Raw genomic sequence first — 16,314 nt, forward strand, 5'->3', positions numbered from 1 at the left:
AGCTACACCGTCTGCGTGTCAGCCAGAAGCGCAAGTTGATGCGCAAAATTTTCTGCGGCATAACCAGCTACCGCAACCGCTACATCTCTTCACAAAATAGCTTCTCGCCGCAAATTTGAGTCTCCCCGGTGACGTTTCCCCTGTCAGACGCCACAAGATCGGAGCACACCGCGCCAAAACAACTTGCAGCAGTTTGTGCTTTCCGTACACTGTTTTGATGGCGACATGTGCAGGATCCAAGGTTCCAGCCACATGTCGCCGGACCACCCCGCCAGGAGCAAGGGGCCTCATGCCGGTTCGTGCGAAGAAGGAATCGCGTGATCCAGTCGGCATTTCAGAAGATCTACGACAACAGGAAATCCGATGAACAAACTCTCTCTGGCACAGCGGCTGACGCTCATCAACGGGTCACTCATCTGCGTGCTCATGATTGCCGCTGTCATCGTCTGGTTCATGATGGCCAAGGTGACCGAGGCAGCGGACCGTGTCAACCTCACCAACGTGCCGCAGTTGTTGACCATCGGGGAGCTTGAACTCAACGTCACGCGCACCTCCTTGCAGCTGCGCCATGCCATCCTGGCGCGAACGCCTGCCGAACTGGACGAGGCGCTGTCGGATGTCGGCGCCAAAAAGAAACTGCTGCTCGAACGCCTGGATCACCTGGGCAAGAACATGATCGACGAAGAGGGCCGCCAGGCATTTGCCCCCCTGCCCGCGTTGATGACCGAGTTCTGGGCCGTGGGGGAAGAAAACGTCAAGCTCATCCAGGCCGGCAAGAAAGAAGAGGCATTCGCCTTCCTGGTGGACAAGACGATTCCTGCCCGCAACCGTCTCTTGCAGCCGCTCGCAGCCGAGAAGTCCAGGCAAGGCAGCCGGCTGGCCTACCGCATCGACGAGATCAAGTCGCTCGCCTCGTTGGACCGCAACATTGTCATCTCTGTGATGGCAGGCATCGCTCTCGCGCTGCTCGGACTTTCGTACTACCTGCGCGGTGTGGTGCGGCAGCTCGGCGCAGACCCGCACGCGCTCAAGCACGTTGCGCAGGCGGTGGCCGATGGTGATCTGGCTCGCGCGATCCGGGTGCGCGAAGGCGATTCGGAAAGCGCCATGGCGGCCTTGGCCACGATGTCGCACCGCCTGTCCGATGCTGTGCGCACCGTGCGGCACAACGCGGACAGCGTGGCGGCCGCCAGCCAGGAGATCGCCAACGGCAACCACGACTTGTCGGCACGCACGGAGCACCAGGCCAGCACGCTGCAGCAAACCAGCGCCACCATGGAGCAGTTGAGTTCAGCGGTTCGCCAGAATGCCGACAACGCGTCCGAAGCGGACCGCGTGGCGGGTGTGGCGGCCACGGTGGCCAGCGATGCGGGGTCTGTCGTGCAGGAAGTGGTGAAGACCATGAAAGGCATCCACGACAGCTCCCAAAAGATCTCCGAGATCATCGGGGTCATCGACGGCATCGCGTTCCAGACCAACATCCTGGCGCTCAATGCCGCGGTCGAAGCAGCGCGCGCTGGCGAACAGGGCCGGGGCTTTGCGGTCGTGGCCAGCGAAGTGCGCAGTCTGGCGCAACGAAGCGCCCAGGCCGCCAAGGAGATCAAGAACCTGATCGACACGAGTGTGAGCCGGGTGGCACATGGCTCGGGCCTGGTGAACAGTGCCGGCACCACGATGGGCGAGGCGGTGACCGCCATTCACAAGGTGTCGGAACTGGTGGCGTCCATCAGCTCTGCCTGCAGAAGCCAGCATCAGGAGGTGTCACAGGTGGTGCAAGCGGTGGTGCACATGGACGCAGCCACTCAGCAGAACGCGGCGCTGGTCGAACAGATGTCGGCCGCGGCACTGAGCCTGAGCACCCAGTCACAGGAGCTGGTCCACGCCGTGTCGGTGTTTCGCCTGGAGCACGAACCGGCGTGATCGTTGTAATCACCGTGATCGCGTTATTGCCGTGATCGCCGTGATGGAAAGGACGTGCAGGTCAGCAGCCATCGCCCCACTTGGCAGGCGATGGGGCGCCGTTCTTCAGCGTCAATGCCACGGCACTCGCCGCGTGGCGAATACGCTGCCTTTCCCGCCTATCGTGCCTATCCCGCGTGTGCAGCCAGCCACTGCACGATGTCGGCAGTCACCTCGTCGCGGTGGGTCTCGTTGAGAATCTCGTGGCGCGCACCGGGGTACAGCACGACCTTCACATCGGCAATGCCGGCATCGCGATAACGCTGCCCCAGTGCCTGAATCAGCGCCCCGCCTCCGGCGAGCGGGTCGGCATCGCCGGAAGCGATAAGGATCGGCAGTTCGCTGCGGATGCCCGCCAGCAGTGCCGGGTCGGCCAGTCGCGACGCGGGCGCGAACAGCGAGGGAATGACAGGTTCTGGCACATCCCACCCGCACCACGGGTCGGCCACATAGGCATCCACCTCGGCGGCGTCGCGCGACAACCATTCGTAGCCCGTGCGGTGTTCAAAGCCTGCATTGAACGCCGCCAGCCCGGCGGGCGCATCCGCCGGTGCATTGGCCATGCCGGCAGCCAGCAGGTCAAGCGCCGTGGACCCTGACAGGACCACTCCCGACCACGTCGATGCGTGGTCCAGAATGGCCGCCTGCGCCGCAAACGATCCCATCGAATGGCCGAACAAAAACAGCGGCAGACCGTCGTGCTGCGCACGCAGCGCTGCCCCGAACTGGGCCACATCTGCAATCAGGCCGCCAAAACCAGCCGCACCGAAATCGCCCAGCCGCCCGTTGGCGGTACGCCCGTGCCCCCGGTGGTCAACCGCATGAACGACAAACCCGGCAGCGTTCAGCGCTTTCGCAAACCGGTCATAGCGTTCACCATGCTCTGCGAGTCCATGGGATATCTGCACCACACCAGCGGGCTTGCCTGCCACATTGGCCCAGGTATAGGTTGCGATCTGGGTGCCGTCTGCGGCGGATGGAAATGAGGAGGACGAAGAGGAAGAGATCAAAGTGCTCATAAATTCATTCTGACACGGCATGCAGGGTGACAAAAACCGTCGTCAGCCAGGGGCCGGGAGTCGCGCGTGATGGTGACCCGGCCTGTGAGGGCTCAAGGAACGGCTCGCAGCTCAACCTGTCATCACCGTTCCCAGTATGGGCCCGTCCCGGGACAGACGACGGGGTACTTCCGCCAGCCGATGAATCGGAGCATGCTGCACGCTTCAGCGCGTTGCGACATCATCTGATCGCTGGCGCGGGGCTCAACCTGCCCCAAGAAGCGCCGCGCGAGTTTGGCGGCGCGGTGGCCGACTGGTCGGCAGACCGCTGTCGGGTCACAGGCGCCAACATGTCTGGGATGTGGCGGCGCTGCATACCCCGCCCGCACTACGGCAGGAGTCACTGGTGGGTCTGGTGTGTCAGTCGGACTTTCAGAGCCGCGGAGTAGCAAGAGTTGATCGGAGTCATCAAAACGCTGCCGCTGCATTGCGCGGTACAACCAGGACCTGGCCATGCTGGATGCGGAGCAGCCAGCCCACGTCCACCATGGCTGGCGTTCACAGGTGGCGGCGTTGGTCCAGGGATGGCTTCTGGAAACCCATGACGGCGCTGTTCAGCCCGCTCATCTTGATGCCTACCTCAACGAGTTCGTCTTCCGCATCAATGGGCAAATTCCGAACTCTCGCGGATTGCTGGTTTATCGTCTGCTTCAGCCCGCCATGCAAACCAGCCCTTGCAGATCAGCCTCGTGAGAAGCTGATCCATGGTTCACTCAACGAGGGCCGAAGCCCTCATGCTTACCAGCCCCGGAACGCCTTCACGTCCGCAGCCACCGCCGCGGCGATAGCCGAGTGCGTGGCAAGCGTAGGATGCAGTCCCTCGTGGGTCGTGCCGGGGTTCATTGCCACGGTGCCGTCGCTCCAGTAGTTGGAACGGATGGCGAAGCCAGGGTAATGGGCGTTCACTTCGGCCACGCCAGCGTCGATGCCGGTGTTAGTCGCAGCGAAGTACGTCTGCCAAGCGGAGACCTGCGCCGCTACCTGGGCCGAAGTCCAGCCGGGTGGCGGCAGGGTGAGAGCGGCGGCAACCGTGTCTTCAGGCACCGTGTATGGTGCTTCGATCACTACGAGGCGGCGACCTTCTGCAGCCAGTTGCTTGCCAATCGTGCCGATCAGGTAGGCCACGATATTGTGCTTGTCGGTCGGCGTATGCACACCTTCTGCTGGGCCATCGTTACCACCCAGGTGGATGATTACGGTGTCAGCTTGGATGGCTGCGGCGTGCTGCACCAGCGTCAGGCCGCCCCATGCCGACACGTTGGCGGGTGGGTTGGTGGCGAAACCCATGCGGTAGCCGTTGACCATGCCGACAAGCGAGGACCCCCCGAACTGCTGTGCATCGTAAGTGGAGGCTCCGCTGGCACCGAAGATACGCCACGCCAGATCGTACAGGCTGGAGCTTGCGCCATGAGCCGGATAGCTGGTGAACTGGGACACAGGGCCACTACCGTTGCCAGCAGCGGTAGTGGCATTGCCACCCACGTTACCGCCGTCCCCGATAGAGTCGGTGTAGACAGCGATCTTCTTGGCGATAACTTGCGCGTGCAGCAGGCTGCCATGAGCCAGGAGCAGGCCCGACACGGCGGCGGTCAAGACCAGACGCGCCAGAGCGGGGAATGAGGGGCGACGTTGAACGATGTTCATGATAGTTTCTAAGAAGAGGTTGGCCGGCACGCGATGAGCGAGCCTGTGCAGGAGTTGAGCGGGACGAAAAGTTCACTGCATTTCGCACCGCCCGCGGCGAAACCGACTTTTGTCATGTCGGTTTATGGCACTTGATCAGGTGCCAATCCGGTGAAGTCATTGGACGTTGCCCACCCACATATCGTCACGGCGGCTGGGCTTATCGAGTTCAAGCGCAGTCCTACCAGCGCGCCCATCCAGACGCAGGGTAGTTCTGCTCGGCATGTCCAATTACTGCAGCCACAGTCGACAAATTGCCGACGGCAACCAACCGGCGTGCGGTGTGCCACTGTGTGTCGGAGATGGTGGGTGCAGCTGTGTTGTCACCCAGTACGGACATCAACGCCAGTTCGTTCGGCGACCCCTGGCGGCGGCTTGCGTAGACACGGGTGAATTCGTGCGCATAGAACGCCATGCATGTGCCCTGAGCTGGCTGCTCGACCGCGTCAGCGCGGTCACACAGCGCGATCGCATGGCCGTCCCGGATGAAGTTGTCGTTCCAGACCCACTGCTTGATGTCGTGGCTGAGACTGACCCCGGTGGAACCTTGCAGTTGCTGAAAATTCACTCCGTCGACGCTGTAGTAGGCATAGCGCAAGAAGTTGGCATCCACAAAAGCAACCGGCAGTTCCGACAGGGCTTTGACCAGGTCAGGAGATGCCGGGCCGTCCTTGCGAATCGACATGTCCACGACCATCGCTTCGCGCGGCACCGCAACGCCGTCGCCCAACGTCACGCCGAATGCCATGTCGTACGGAGCCACGCCTGGCTGCCCGCCATTGCAGGTACCGGAGAGGCCCGGTTCGTCATAGAGCAGTGGATCGATTCCGAGCAGGATGCCGTTGCTGGCCGGGGTTCCGAGCTGGGCGCCATTCCAATTCGGAATCGAGCCCGTCAGCACTGAGGTGCGCCCTGCGCAATCACCACCCTGCGTCGGGTTGTAGTTGTTGCCTTGGCTACTGCGGCTTGTCATCTGAAAGTCTGCGCCGGCGTTGTCGTGGGGCACCACCTTGCGGCCGGCGATCCACATGTTCGTGATCATCGGCGAGTTGGTTCCGTAGGGCGCTATGGCCTCGTTCAGTTTGATGCGGATGACACCGTTGTCCTTCTCGAACTCCTGGGCCGACGCAGCCACGGATGCGAGCAGTGCCACCGAAAGGAATATGTGCTTCATGCGAAAAATCTCCTGGTTGAGGTCAAGGTCGGTACTTCAGCAAGGCAAGCAATGCGGTAAATAAGGTGTTTCATCTGCATCAGTGGAACTTCAGCAGGGTTCACTTGCAATGTGCAAGGACAGCTCCATCGCGAGACGTCGCAGATCCCTCATCCTTATTCACGCGCGCAATCGCAATAACCGGCAAATAATGCAGCAGCCGCAACTGATGCAATATCATTTTTGATAGGTATCCTTAGAAAACACCGCCTAGCCACCCATTGCGATTGATTTGTATTAAGCAAGCTTCAATGGTTTCTGAAAAGGGCTGTTTGTGAGTGAAAGTATGCCGAAGTGTTCACTTACTGCATGATTGTGCTTATTGGTGCCATATCCTCACCACTAACACATGTGAGATTTTGGAATCGTTTAGTTGCAAAACAAATTAATGTTTACAAATTAACTTCGCCATACACCACAGCAAATTGAATCGTTTCGTTTGTTGCAAATTTCGAATTATTGTCACATTCAAAAGCAAATAGGTTGTGTGCAAAACAGCAATCAACCTTCGCCACTGATACTAATTTGCATTTTGCTTTCCCTAAACAATACGATTCCGCCGAATACTGGTGAAAATTTGCGCGCTACAAAAGCAAATTGACTTCTCCGGTCAACTTATGCATAAGACCACATAGGTAGTTTTTAAGGTTTTCATCGCTGGTAGATATTGAAGAGATAGATTGCGACAAGACGTGAGCACATGTGAGGCCGCCCCAGGCATGTGCTTGCTGAGTGATTTATCACCTTCAACGGGAGGAGAGCCCAGTGTCAAATCCAACCCTTCGGCGAATCAGCTTCGCCTTGATCGCTGCCGCCAGCGCAGCGCAAGCCCAGGAGGTCATCCCCGACTTCTATAAGGAGCCCGGGATCCAGCCCAACCGCGACGCGGTCAATCAAAGCCACCACGAAAGCATCGACCCCTTCACCGGTTCGCTGCAGCGGCACTACGTGGACATCCGAATTCCGGGCAATGGCGGCTTGGACCTCAAAGTCATCCGCTCATACAACAGCAGCAACGTCGACCCGGCCAGCGCCGGCCAGCCCAGAACCACGGCTGGGTGGGGTTGGACCATTCACTTCGGCCGCATCCTCAAAGCCCGCGAAGGCTTTCCGTGCTTCAACAAGAACGTGGAAACAGTCGCCGAGAACCCAGTGCTGGAGTTGCCGGACGGAAGCCGTCAGTTGCTCACCTTCACCAACCAGAACTCCCCCATGGCGCTGACCACACAGCGCTGGCGGGCTGACTGCAACCCGGGTGGTGATGGTCTCATCGTTACATCGCCGGACGGGGTGGAGTACCAGATGACGCAGGCTCTGGGCTTTTCGTCTACCTCGTCGCCGGTGTACGAGTGGCACACCAAGAAGATCACGGACCGCAATGGCAATTCCATCACCATCAACTACGCCTCGGCCAGCAGCTCGGAGATCCGCACCGTAACGACCAGCGACGGGCGCTCACTGACCTTCAGCTACGACGGCGCGGGCAGTGCGATACCGCGTATCCGCTCCATCACGGGTGCGGGCCAGACCTACCAGTACAGCTATCAAGCTTCAGGCATCAGCGGTATTTACCAGCTCACCCGCGTGGTGCGCCCCGACAACAACGACTGGACGTACGAGTACAACGGCAACAACGGAACGTCGGCGGGCAGCTACCTGATGCGCTCCGCGAAGACGCCTCAAGGTGGGACTATCAGTTACTCGTATGACTTCGAGTACTTCGACTCGCAATCCAACCCCGCGAGCCGCTCCAACGTGGTCAGCAGAAAGACCATGAGCACGGGCGGGACCTGGACTTTCAGCTACGCGCCCGGGGGAACGGGCTCGCTGGACACCACCACGGTATCGACACCCGCTGGAAGCATCGTCTACAAGCACTTCGGCCCGGGATATGCTGGCTCTGGAAGTGTCTGGAAGGTGGGGCTTCTGGCCGAGAAGCGCATCGGCTCGGAGCAGGTGGAGCAATACGTGTGGGAAAAGCAGACCATCTCCAACGAGACGTATTTTCGGCCCGGTGCTTTTCTGACCAAAATTGACTATCTGCAGACCAACGCGCCACTGCTGGCGCAAAAGACCATCACCCGCAATGGTGCAACCTACCGCACCACGTTCAGCAACTTCGACAACTACGGAAATCCTCGCACGGTGTCCGAGTCCGGGCCCAACGGTGGCAGTCGAACGACCACCATCAGCTACTACACCAACACCTCCAAGTGGATCATCAAGCAGCCTGAGAACGAAAGTTCCGCCGGGCACTCGGTCAGCCGCGATTTCGACAGTTCAGGCAATCTGACCAACGAGACCAAAGACGGCGTCTCCGTCAGCCGCACTTACGACGGAGAAGGCAACGTGAGCAGCACGACCTTGCCCCGTTCGCTGACACACCGGTACTCGAACTACATGCGTGGAGTGCCGCAAAGCGAGACGCAGCCCGAAAGCATTTCGATCTCACGCCAAGTCAGCGATGCTGGCAACGTGACCTCGGAGACTGACGGCAACAGCCGCACGACCCGCTACGGGTACGACGATCTCAACCGGCTCACGTCGATCGATTTTCCGATAGGGAACAGCATCAGCATCAGCTACTCGGCCACCAGCCGGCAAGTCACGCGGGGATCGCTGTCCGAGACCACCTCGTACGACAGCTTTGGCCGGGTCACGGGCGTCACCCGAGGCGGCATTTCCAGAAGCTACACAGTGGATGCGTTGGGGCGTATCACCTTCACATCAGACCCTGACAGCTCATCGGGCCAGACCTACCGCTACGACATGCTCAATCGGCTGGAGGAGGTCCGCAACGCAGACGGTTCAACGCAGTCCATCTCGTATGGCTCGGGCTCCAAGACGGTGAGAAACGAGCGCAACTATTCCACCAGCTACTCGTACCGCGCATACGGTGATCCTGACAGGACCTTCTTGATGGAAGTGTCCACACCGGACAGCAGTTCCAGCGTGCGCTATGACCGCAACAACAAGGATCTCATCACCTCTGCGACCCAGGATGGCTGGACACGCAGTTTTGGCTACAACAGCAATGGCTACCTGACATCGGCGACTCACCCAGAGACCGGCACAACCACCTTTGGGCGCGATGCTGCAGGGAACATGACCTCCAAGAGCGTGGGCTCGGCCGGCTCGATCTCGTATTCGTACGACAGCCAGAACCGCTTGAGCACCATCAATTACCCAGGCTCAGCCCCCTCGGTTTCACATACCTACGACCGGCGTCATCGACTGCTCAGAACTACTTCCTCGGAGGCGACCCGGGACTTCACCTACGACGGCAACGGCAATCTCACCAAGGAAGAACTGGATGCTGGTGCAGTGAGCTGGCGGGCAGAGTATGGGTACAACGGCAACGACCAGTTGACCTCCGTCACCTACCCGCGCTCGGGCACCACGGTGAACTACTCGGTCAACACCTTGGGCAGGCCGACGGCCGTGTCGGGGTATGCGACATCGGTGTCCTACTGGCCGTCGGGACAGCTGCGCAGCATCACGTATGCGAACGGCACGCAATCGGAATACGGCCAGAACTCTCGCTTGTGGCCCAGTTCGTTCAGAACGTCGCGCTCGGGTTCATTGTTCACCAATGCGGCCTATACCTACGATGACGTGGGCAACCTGACCCGGATCAGCGACACCAGCGACGACAGCTACAGCCGCACCCTTGGCTACGACAGCATGGATCGCCTGACCACCATGTCCTTCGGAGGCGGCTCCGGCGCCATCACGTACAACGGTGTTGGCAACATCACCCGCCAGACTTTCGATGGTGAGCAGTTGAACTATCAGTACAACAGCGACAACCGCCTGAGCGCACTTACGGCGACACCCAATACGCTGTCGACGACGTTCACCTACGACTCTTTAGGCAACATCGCGAGTGGGTCGGGCCGCACCTATACCTACGACTCCGTGCCCAACCTCACGTGCGTGAACTGCTCCACGCCCGCCACCAGCATCCAGTACGCCTACGACGGCGACCAGAAGCGGACATCGGTCACCAAGGCAGGCGTGAAGACCTACGAGTTCCACGGCGTGCACGGCAAGCTGCTGGCGGAATACACGCCCGGCGTGCCCGGCAAGCTGGTGGAATACATCTACCTCAACGGCAAGCGCATCGCCCAGAAGGAGTCCGCACAATGATCACGACGCTGAACACCGCTATGCGAACTTCTGTTTATCGATTCGTGGCGCGCCTGGCACTGCTGCTCACCCTGGTAGTCGGCACCCTCGGCACTGCTTCTGCGCAGACCGTCACGTACTTTCACAACGATATTGCCGGCACCCCGATGCTGGCCACCGACGCTGCGGGCGCTGTGGTATGGAAGGAGAACTACCTGCCCTATGGTTACCGCCAGATGGCGGACCCGGCCAGCAGTGGCAACAAACTGTGGTTCACCGGCAAGGCCTATGACCCGGAGACGCAGCTGTCGTACATGGGGGCTCGGTACTACATGCCCTTGCTGGGGCGATTTACGGGCATCGACCCCGTTGAGATGGCCCCAGAGCAGCCGCACAGTTTCAACCGGTATGCGTATGCAAACAACAATCCATACAAATTTGTAGATCCGGATGGGAGGCAGTCAGTATCGGTAAATGTCTACCCGAATTTCAATCCCAACGAGTATTTGACAGGTTTAGCATGGGAGTCTGCAAAATTCGTCTTGATGGTCGCAGGTGGGCCTGGAGCAGCTACCATCAAAGGGGCGCAAGCAGCGGGTGTCGGCGTTAGGGGGGCCGCGACAGTCTGGGATTCAATGAAGGCAACACAGGTTGTTTGGTCCGGGACATCCATTCCAAGGTCATTTGAGCTAGCTGCGGGGAACAGCTGGGTTTGGGTGCACGGCAACGCGACTGAACATTTGGCGGAATATGCAATTTCCATGGCAAATAGAGGGGTAGGTGTCGATTTAGTTAAGATAGGAATTCAACAACAATTAAAAAGCCTTCAGTCTGCGGTGGAAGCGGCGACAGCTGGTGGAATGACATTTGACCGACTATTAACTGTCGGGGGATGGGAATTGAAATTTGCCGCCCCCAGAGCGGAGGGGCAACTACCTGCGCTAATTCATGCACTGCCAGTAAAATGACAACATATATAACAGTATACGGCTTATATCAACCATCTCTCAATGTGTGCAGAATTGAGGTCGATGAATACATTCCGCTTCGTTTTCGCAGTTACGAAGGGGCACTCGGTGTTAATTACTTGCGACTAGGCAATTTTGATACCTCATTGCTCGAACTTTTGATCGAACCATCTGCAATGGCAGTTCGCGGCTTCAATCTGACTTCCGTGGATGCAATTCATGAACCGAGAGCGAAAGAAAATTTATCGAAGAGAGAGGGGCTGCCAATTATTCGATTGCCAGAAGATCTCCATGGGCCATTCGGTGCGCAGCGCTTCGATATTAAGCAGAATTTTTCGGTAGGGTTAGCGAAAAATTTCTTAGAAATTGACTTTGGTAATATTTCGCATGCGCAGTATGTTGCCGTCGCTGGGTCGGTAGAGTTCTACGTAGGTTCGATAGGGATGGCAGGGCTGCGGGTCGTTAACTTGCCGGAAAATGATATTTCATCTCTCAAAGCAATGTCTTGGGCAAAATAGTTAATAAATATGTCATTTTACAAATCGGTGCGCCATTTATGAATCATTAAAAATAAATACGAAAATTTATAAATTTTAAATGCGAATTTGGACACGCCTAATGCGAACTTCAAGCGTGGGGCCACGCATTGAGAGATCGTTCGCGTGGGTACTTCAGCCAGAGTGCCTGGGTTAAGAAGTGGCAGACAATCAGCTCTAGGTCTACGCGCCAGCGTACCGCAATACTGACTGCAAATAATCGCCATCAGCTCTCCGGCGCAATGAGTTCAAACATGCCAACTAACACGACCTCACAACAGCAGAAGGCGGCTTCGCCGCTTGCGTTGGTGGTCCGGTCATCTTCACGTTGAGCGGTGCTTTCATTCGAGTTGACTGGCTGCTCCTAGCTAATAGTACTAATTCGCAGACGGACACCGTATGTCCGCAACCATCCTCTTGCAGCCGTTGCGGCATGTGGCGCCTGCTCGGACCACAAGAACTTCTCGCAAGACAAAAAATAGCGCTCAAAGTGAGCGCTATTTTTTTATGGCAACAAGTTCAAACCGACTGAGTTTAGCTTCGCATACCCAGGTATTCTTAACCATCGAATTCGATCTTATCGTTACAAATAATCAGATCGCAAAACCGCATGGATGCTATTGGCTTGTTCACGACTTTATTTGCGAGTTTACGAATTTAATTACCCGGATTATCAATAGCGACAATAACCCCCTCACTCCACCGTCACACTCTTCGCCAAATTCCTAGGCTTGTCCACATCCGTCCCCCGCGCACACGCCGTGTGATACGCCAGCAGCTGCAGCGGCACCACGTGCAGCAGCGGGCTCAAGGGGCCGTAGTGTTCGGGCATGCGGATCACGTGCAGGCCTTCGCCGCTTTCGATGCGGGTGTCGCCATCGGCCAACACGTACAGCACGCCGGCGCGGGCGCGCACTTCCTGCATGTTGCTCTTGAGCTTTTCCAGCAGTGCGTCGTTGGGCGCCACCGTCACCACGGGCATGGCGCTGGTGACCAGGGCCAGGGGGCCGTGCTTGAGTTCGCCGGCGGGATACGCCTCAGCATGGATGTAGCTGATCTCCTTGAGCTTGAGCGCACCTTCCAGCGCGATGGGGTAGTGCAGGCCGCGGCCCAGGAACAGGGCGTTTTCCATGCGGGCGAAGTCTTCGGCCCAGCTGATGAGTTGGGGCTCCAGCGCCAGCACGGCCTGCAGGGCCACGGGCAGGTGGCGCATGGCCTTGAGGTGCTCGGCCTCCTGCGCTTCGGTCAGGCGGCCCTTGGACTGGGCCAGCGCGAGCGTCAGCAAGAACAGGCCCGCCAGCTGCGTGGTGAAGGCCTTGGTGCTGGCCACGCCGATCTCCACACCCGCACGGGTGATGTAGGCCAGCTTGCATTCGCGCACCATGGCGCTGGTGGCGACGTTGCAGATGGTCAGCGTGTGCAACATGCCCAGGGACTGCGCGTGGCGCAGCGCGGCCAGCGTGTCGGCTGTTTCGCCGGACTGGCTGATGGTGACGACCAGGGTGCGGGGGTTGGGCACACTGGTGCGGTAGCGGTATTCGCTGGCCACTTCCACCTGCGTGGGGATGCCGGCGATTTCTTCGAGCCAGTATTTGGCGGTGCAGCCGCTGTAGTAGCTGGTGCCGCAGGCCAGGATGAGGACGCTGTCGATCTCCTTGAACACGCGCCAGGCGGCGGCGCCGGGCTCGCCGTGCAGGCCTGCGCCGTCGAACAGCTCGGGCACGATGCCTTCCACGCCTTCGAGCGTGTCGGCGATGGCGCGCGGCTGCTCGAAGATTTCCTTTTGCATGTAGTGGCGGTAGGGGCCCAGCTCGGCCGCGCCGCTGTGGGCCTGCACGGTGCGCACGGGGCGCTGCGCGGGGGTGAGCGCAGCGCGGTCCTTGCCGACGATCCAGTAGCGGCCCAGCTGCAGGTCCACCAGGTCGCCCTCTTCCAGGTACACGATCTGGTCGGTGACGCCGGCCAGGGCCATGGCGTCGCTGGCCAGGAAGTGCTCGCCCACGACCGAGCCCGCAGTCCCGGAGCCCACGCCCAGAATCAGCGGCGAGCCGGCGCGCGCGCCCACCACGCGGTGCGGCTCGTCGCGGTGGATCACGGCGATGGCGTAGGCGCCATGCAGCTCGGCCACGGTGGCCTGCACGGCGTCGAACAGGTCGCCGCTGTAGTGGCTGTCCACCAGGTGGGCGATGACCTCGGTGTCGGTCTGGCTGGCAAACACGTAGCCGCGGGCCTGCAGGGCGCGGCGCAGTTCTTCATGGTTTTCGATGATGCCGTTGTGCACCAGGGCCACGCGGCCCGCGCTGTGGGCCTGGGCGTCGGCACCCGTGCCGTGGCTGAAGTGCGGGTGGGCGTTGTGCACCACGGGCGCCCCGTGGGTGGCCCAGCGGGTGTGGGCGATGCCGGTGGCGCCGTCCAGGTGGTCGGTCTGCACCTGCTCCAGCAGTTCGGCGACGCGGGCCGTGCTGCGGGCACGCTGCAGGCCACCGCGCTCGGTGCCGTGGCGGGCAGGGTCCAGGCTGGCGCCGTGCACGGCCACGCCGCAGGAGTCATAGCCCCGGTATTCCAGCCGCTGCAGGCCTTGCACGAGGATGGGAACAATGTTGCGCGTGGAGACTGCGCCGACGATGCCGCACATGGAGATGCCTTTGTGTGAGATGGATGCCGGGATGGTAGGCACGCTCCAAAACAATTTCTCATCGATATTTGCAGTGAAATGAACTTAAATTTCACCCACCCACGAATGTGAATTTAAGTTTCATAATCGCAATCAATATGGAATCCATAACCCTCGATGCCACGGACCTGCAGCTGCTGAACCTGTTGCAAACCGACTCCGCCCAGAGCAACCAGTCGCTGGCCGAGCAGGTGCATGTGTCCCCGCCCACCTGCCTGCGGCGGGTCAAGCGGCTGCAGGAGGCCGGGCTGATCGAGCGCCAGGTGGCCATCCTGCAGCCGGACCGGCTGGCCGCCATCCAGGGCCACGGCCTCTCGTGCATCGTGGAGGTGTCTCTGGACCGCCAGGGCTCCGAGCACCTGGATGCCTTCGAAGCCCGCGCGGTGGCCGACGACGCAGTGCAGCAGTGCTGGCGCGTGTCGCCGGGGCCGGACTTCGTGCTGGTGGCGCACACCCGGGACATGCCGGGGTATCTGGCGCTGTCGCAGCGGCTTTTTACCGGCGACGCGAATGTGCGGAACGTGAAGGCCTTCTTTGCCACGCGGCGGGCCAAATTCGATACCAAAGTGCCTGTATCGCTGGATTAACAAGCGCTAGCAGCTATACAAAATATAGCAAACCAATCGCCAATTGAATCGTGGTTTGAATCGTGGTTTGAATCGTGGTTTGAATCGTGGTTTGAATCGTGGTTTGAATCGTGGTTTGAGTCGTGGTGAAGTGGCGGTTGAGTCGTGGTCGCTTCACGGTCGATCCGCGGCCGATCTGTGCAACGACGGGTCGGCCTGTCCGCCCCGCGTCAGATGTAGGTCATTTCTCTCTGGCCTGCGCCGGCGGCCCACGGTAAGCTCCCCGCCAGCCTTCTTTACACAGACCTCAGCCCCATCGCACTCCGCCCCCGGCGGGCGCGGCCCACACCCCTTCTCCATCGATGCCGACGCCCGAACGCCAGATGCCCCGCCGTATCTACCCGCTGCGCGTGCTGGGCATGGGCCTGGGTGGCGCCGTGGTGGGCGTGGTGCTGTGGGAGCGCCACGCCTCGGTGTACGCCTGGTTGGGCATGGTGCTGCCGGCCTTCGTGTGGCCGCACGTGGCCTATCTGTTGAGTCGCCAAAGCACCGACCCGTACCGGACAGAGATGCGCAATCTGCTGGTCGATTCGGCGGCGGCGGCGGCCTTTGTGCCGCTGATGCACTTCAACCTGCTGCCCAGCGTGCTGCTGCTCACGCTGACCCTGGTGGACAAGGTGACCACCGGCATCCGCGGGCTGTGGGCGCGGTCCATTCCGGTGATGCTGCTGGCGGGCGTGGCCAGCGCGGTGCTCACGGGCTGGCACTGGGCACCCGAGACGTCGTTCGCCGTGCTGCTGGCCTGCCTGCCGGTGATGACCTTGCACACGCTGTCGGTCAGCGTGGTGAGCTACCAGCTCATCCGCCAGGTGTCACGCCAGAACCAGATGCTGGACGAGCTGCGCCGCATCGATTCGCTCACCGGCCTGTTCGGCCGCGGGCACTGGCAGGAGCAGGCCGAGGCCGCACTGCGGCGCCACCACACCACCGACGAGCCCGCCTGCATGCTGATGATGGACATCGACCACTTCAAAGAGGTCAACGACGAGCACGGCCATGCCGTGGGCGATGAGGTGATCCGTGCGCTGGCCCACGTGGTGCGCGGCCATGTGCGGGCGGGCGACTGTGCGGGGCGCTATGGCGGCGATGAGTTCGCCATCATCCTGCCCGGCATGCGGGCGCAGGATGCGCTGGCCATTGCACAGCGCATCAGGGCCCAGGCCGAAGGCGTGCGGCTGCGCGAGCTGCCCGATCTGCGCCTGACCAGCAGCATCGGCGTGGCCCCCGCCGACCACCGCCACAGCAACCTGCGCGCCTGGATCGAGTCTGCGGACGCCGCGCTCTACGCCGCCAAGAAGGCGGGCCGCAACCGCGTGGCGGGGTGCATGGAGCCGGAGCTGGTGCCTGCGGTGTGATGACCACCGACATGGGACGGCACCCAGCCCTTTCACGCTGAGCGCGTAGAAGCGCCGCGCAAGGTTTCGACAGGCTCAACCCGAACGGTTTGGGGCGATCCACCGCGGGTCCGT

Annotated in this window: 11 protein-coding genes; 7 read left to right on the forward strand and 4 right to left on the reverse strand. The window is 60.4% G+C overall.

Features of this window, described 5'->3' with window-relative positions; genetic code table 11:
* Positions 1-363 precede the first annotated feature (363 nt).
* Positions 364-1,920: a methyl-accepting chemotaxis protein gene (locus ACSQ3N_RS22440; protein WP_436147512.1), complete on the forward strand. Its 1,557-nt coding sequence runs from the start codon at positions 364-366 to the stop codon at positions 1,918-1,920.
* A 167-nt stretch (positions 1,921-2,087) separates the two neighbouring features.
* Here the strand turns inward: ACSQ3N_RS22440 and ACSQ3N_RS22445 are convergent, their stop codons facing one another.
* The gene (locus ACSQ3N_RS22445) at positions 2,088-2,978 is read right to left on the reverse strand and encodes an alpha/beta fold hydrolase (protein WP_056167082.1); all 891 of its coding nucleotides are present in this window, start codon (positions 2,976-2,978) and stop codon (positions 2,088-2,090) included.
* Positions 2,979-3,470: 492 nt separating this feature from the next.
* On the opposite strand from ACSQ3N_RS22445, the gene ACSQ3N_RS22450 reads away from it, so the two are divergent.
* Entirely contained in the window at positions 3,471-3,710 is a 240-nt protein-coding gene (locus tag ACSQ3N_RS22450; RefSeq protein ID WP_156372051.1) for a hypothetical protein, read from the forward strand.
* Between the two features lie 45 nt (positions 3,711-3,755).
* On the opposite strand, the gene ACSQ3N_RS22455 is transcribed toward ACSQ3N_RS22450, so the two are convergent.
* Both ACSQ3N_RS22455 and ACSQ3N_RS22460 read right to left on the reverse strand, forming a co-directional pair.
* Positions 3,756-4,661 carry a hypothetical protein gene (locus tag ACSQ3N_RS22455; protein WP_156372050.1) on the reverse strand — a complete coding sequence of 302 codons (906 nt, stop codon included), beginning with the start codon at positions 4,659-4,661 and terminating at the stop codon, positions 3,756-3,758.
* 220 nt (positions 4,662-4,881) lie between these two features.
* A complete protein-coding gene (locus tag ACSQ3N_RS22460) occupies positions 4,882-5,874 on the reverse strand; it encodes a hypothetical protein (RefSeq protein ID WP_056167077.1) in 993 nt (330 codons plus the stop codon).
* Between the two features lie 804 nt (positions 5,875-6,678).
* Between ACSQ3N_RS22460 and ACSQ3N_RS22465 the strand changes: the two genes are divergently transcribed.
* Genes ACSQ3N_RS22465 through ACSQ3N_RS22475 form a run of 3 tightly spaced genes read left to right on the forward strand, consistent with a single transcriptional unit; the run spans position 6,679 to position 11,527 of the window.
* Positions 6,679-10,062, forward strand: a complete 3,384-nt coding sequence (locus tag ACSQ3N_RS22465) for a hypothetical protein (protein WP_436147513.1) — start codon at positions 6,679-6,681, stop codon at positions 10,060-10,062.
* Positions 10,059-11,009 (forward strand): RHS repeat domain-containing protein, encoded by a 951-nt coding sequence (locus ACSQ3N_RS22470; RefSeq protein ID WP_082516886.1) that lies wholly within the window; start codon positions 10,059-10,061, stop codon positions 11,007-11,009. Before ACSQ3N_RS22465 ends, ACSQ3N_RS22470 begins: the two co-directional genes overlap by 4 nt.
* On the forward strand, positions 11,006-11,527 hold the full coding sequence (locus ACSQ3N_RS22475) for a hypothetical protein (RefSeq protein WP_156372049.1): 522 nt from the start codon (positions 11,006-11,008) through the stop codon (positions 11,525-11,527). The genes ACSQ3N_RS22470 and ACSQ3N_RS22475 overlap by 4 nt, the downstream gene beginning before the upstream one ends.
* A gap of 712 nt (positions 11,528-12,239) precedes the next feature.
* Here the strand turns inward: ACSQ3N_RS22475 and glmS are convergent.
* Positions 12,240-14,180, reverse strand: a complete 1,941-nt coding sequence (gene glmS, locus ACSQ3N_RS22480) for a glutamine--fructose-6-phosphate transaminase (isomerizing) (protein ID WP_056163027.1) — start codon at positions 14,178-14,180, stop codon at positions 12,240-12,242.
* Between the two features lie 137 nt (positions 14,181-14,317).
* Between glmS and ACSQ3N_RS22485 the strand changes: the two genes are divergently transcribed.
* Positions 14,318-14,806: an Lrp/AsnC family transcriptional regulator gene (locus ACSQ3N_RS22485; RefSeq protein WP_056162878.1), complete on the forward strand. Its 489-nt coding sequence runs from the start codon at positions 14,318-14,320 to the stop codon at positions 14,804-14,806.
* A gap of 341 nt (positions 14,807-15,147) precedes the next feature.
* A complete protein-coding gene (locus tag ACSQ3N_RS22490) occupies positions 15,148-16,200 on the forward strand; it encodes a GGDEF domain-containing protein (protein ID WP_056162874.1) in 1,053 nt (350 codons plus the stop codon).
* Positions 16,201-16,314 lie beyond the last annotated feature (114 nt).

It is taken from the genome of Acidovorax sp. LjRoot194, from assembly GCF_964253015.1.
Taxonomy (GTDB): Bacteria; Pseudomonadota; Gammaproteobacteria; order Burkholderiales; family Burkholderiaceae_C; genus Acidovorax.

What these genes read in the sequence shown, in the direction of transcription:
- ACSQ3N_RS22440 (WP_436147512.1), top strand. Translation starts at nt 364, where the DNA reads ATGAACAAACTCTCTCTGGCACAGCGGCTGACGCTCATCAACGGGTCA.
- ACSQ3N_RS22445 (WP_056167082.1), bottom strand. Translation starts at nt 2,978, where the DNA reads ATGAGCACTTTGATCTCTTCCTCTTCGTCCTCCTCATTTCCATCCGCC.
- ACSQ3N_RS22450 (WP_156372051.1), top strand. Translation starts at nt 3,471, where the DNA reads ATGCTGGATGCGGAGCAGCCAGCCCACGTCCACCATGGCTGGCGTTCA.
- ACSQ3N_RS22455 (WP_156372050.1), bottom strand. Translation starts at nt 4,661, where the DNA reads ATGAACATCGTTCAACGTCGCCCCTCATTCCCCGCTCTGGCGCGTCTG.
- ACSQ3N_RS22460 (WP_056167077.1), bottom strand. Translation starts at nt 5,874, where the DNA reads ATGAAGCACATATTCCTTTCGGTGGCACTGCTCGCATCCGTGGCTGCG.
- ACSQ3N_RS22470 (WP_082516886.1), top strand. Translation starts at nt 10,059, where the DNA reads ATGATCACGACGCTGAACACCGCTATGCGAACTTCTGTTTATCGATTC.
- ACSQ3N_RS22475 (WP_156372049.1), top strand. Translation starts at nt 11,006, where the DNA reads ATGACAACATATATAACAGTATACGGCTTATATCAACCATCTCTCAAT.
- glmS (WP_056163027.1), bottom strand. Translation starts at nt 14,180, where the DNA reads ATGTGCGGCATCGTCGGCGCAGTCTCCACGCGCAACATTGTTCCCATC.
- ACSQ3N_RS22485 (WP_056162878.1), top strand. Translation starts at nt 14,318, where the DNA reads ATGGAATCCATAACCCTCGATGCCACGGACCTGCAGCTGCTGAACCTG.
- ACSQ3N_RS22490 (WP_056162874.1), top strand. Translation starts at nt 15,148, where the DNA reads ATGCCGACGCCCGAACGCCAGATGCCCCGCCGTATCTACCCGCTGCGC.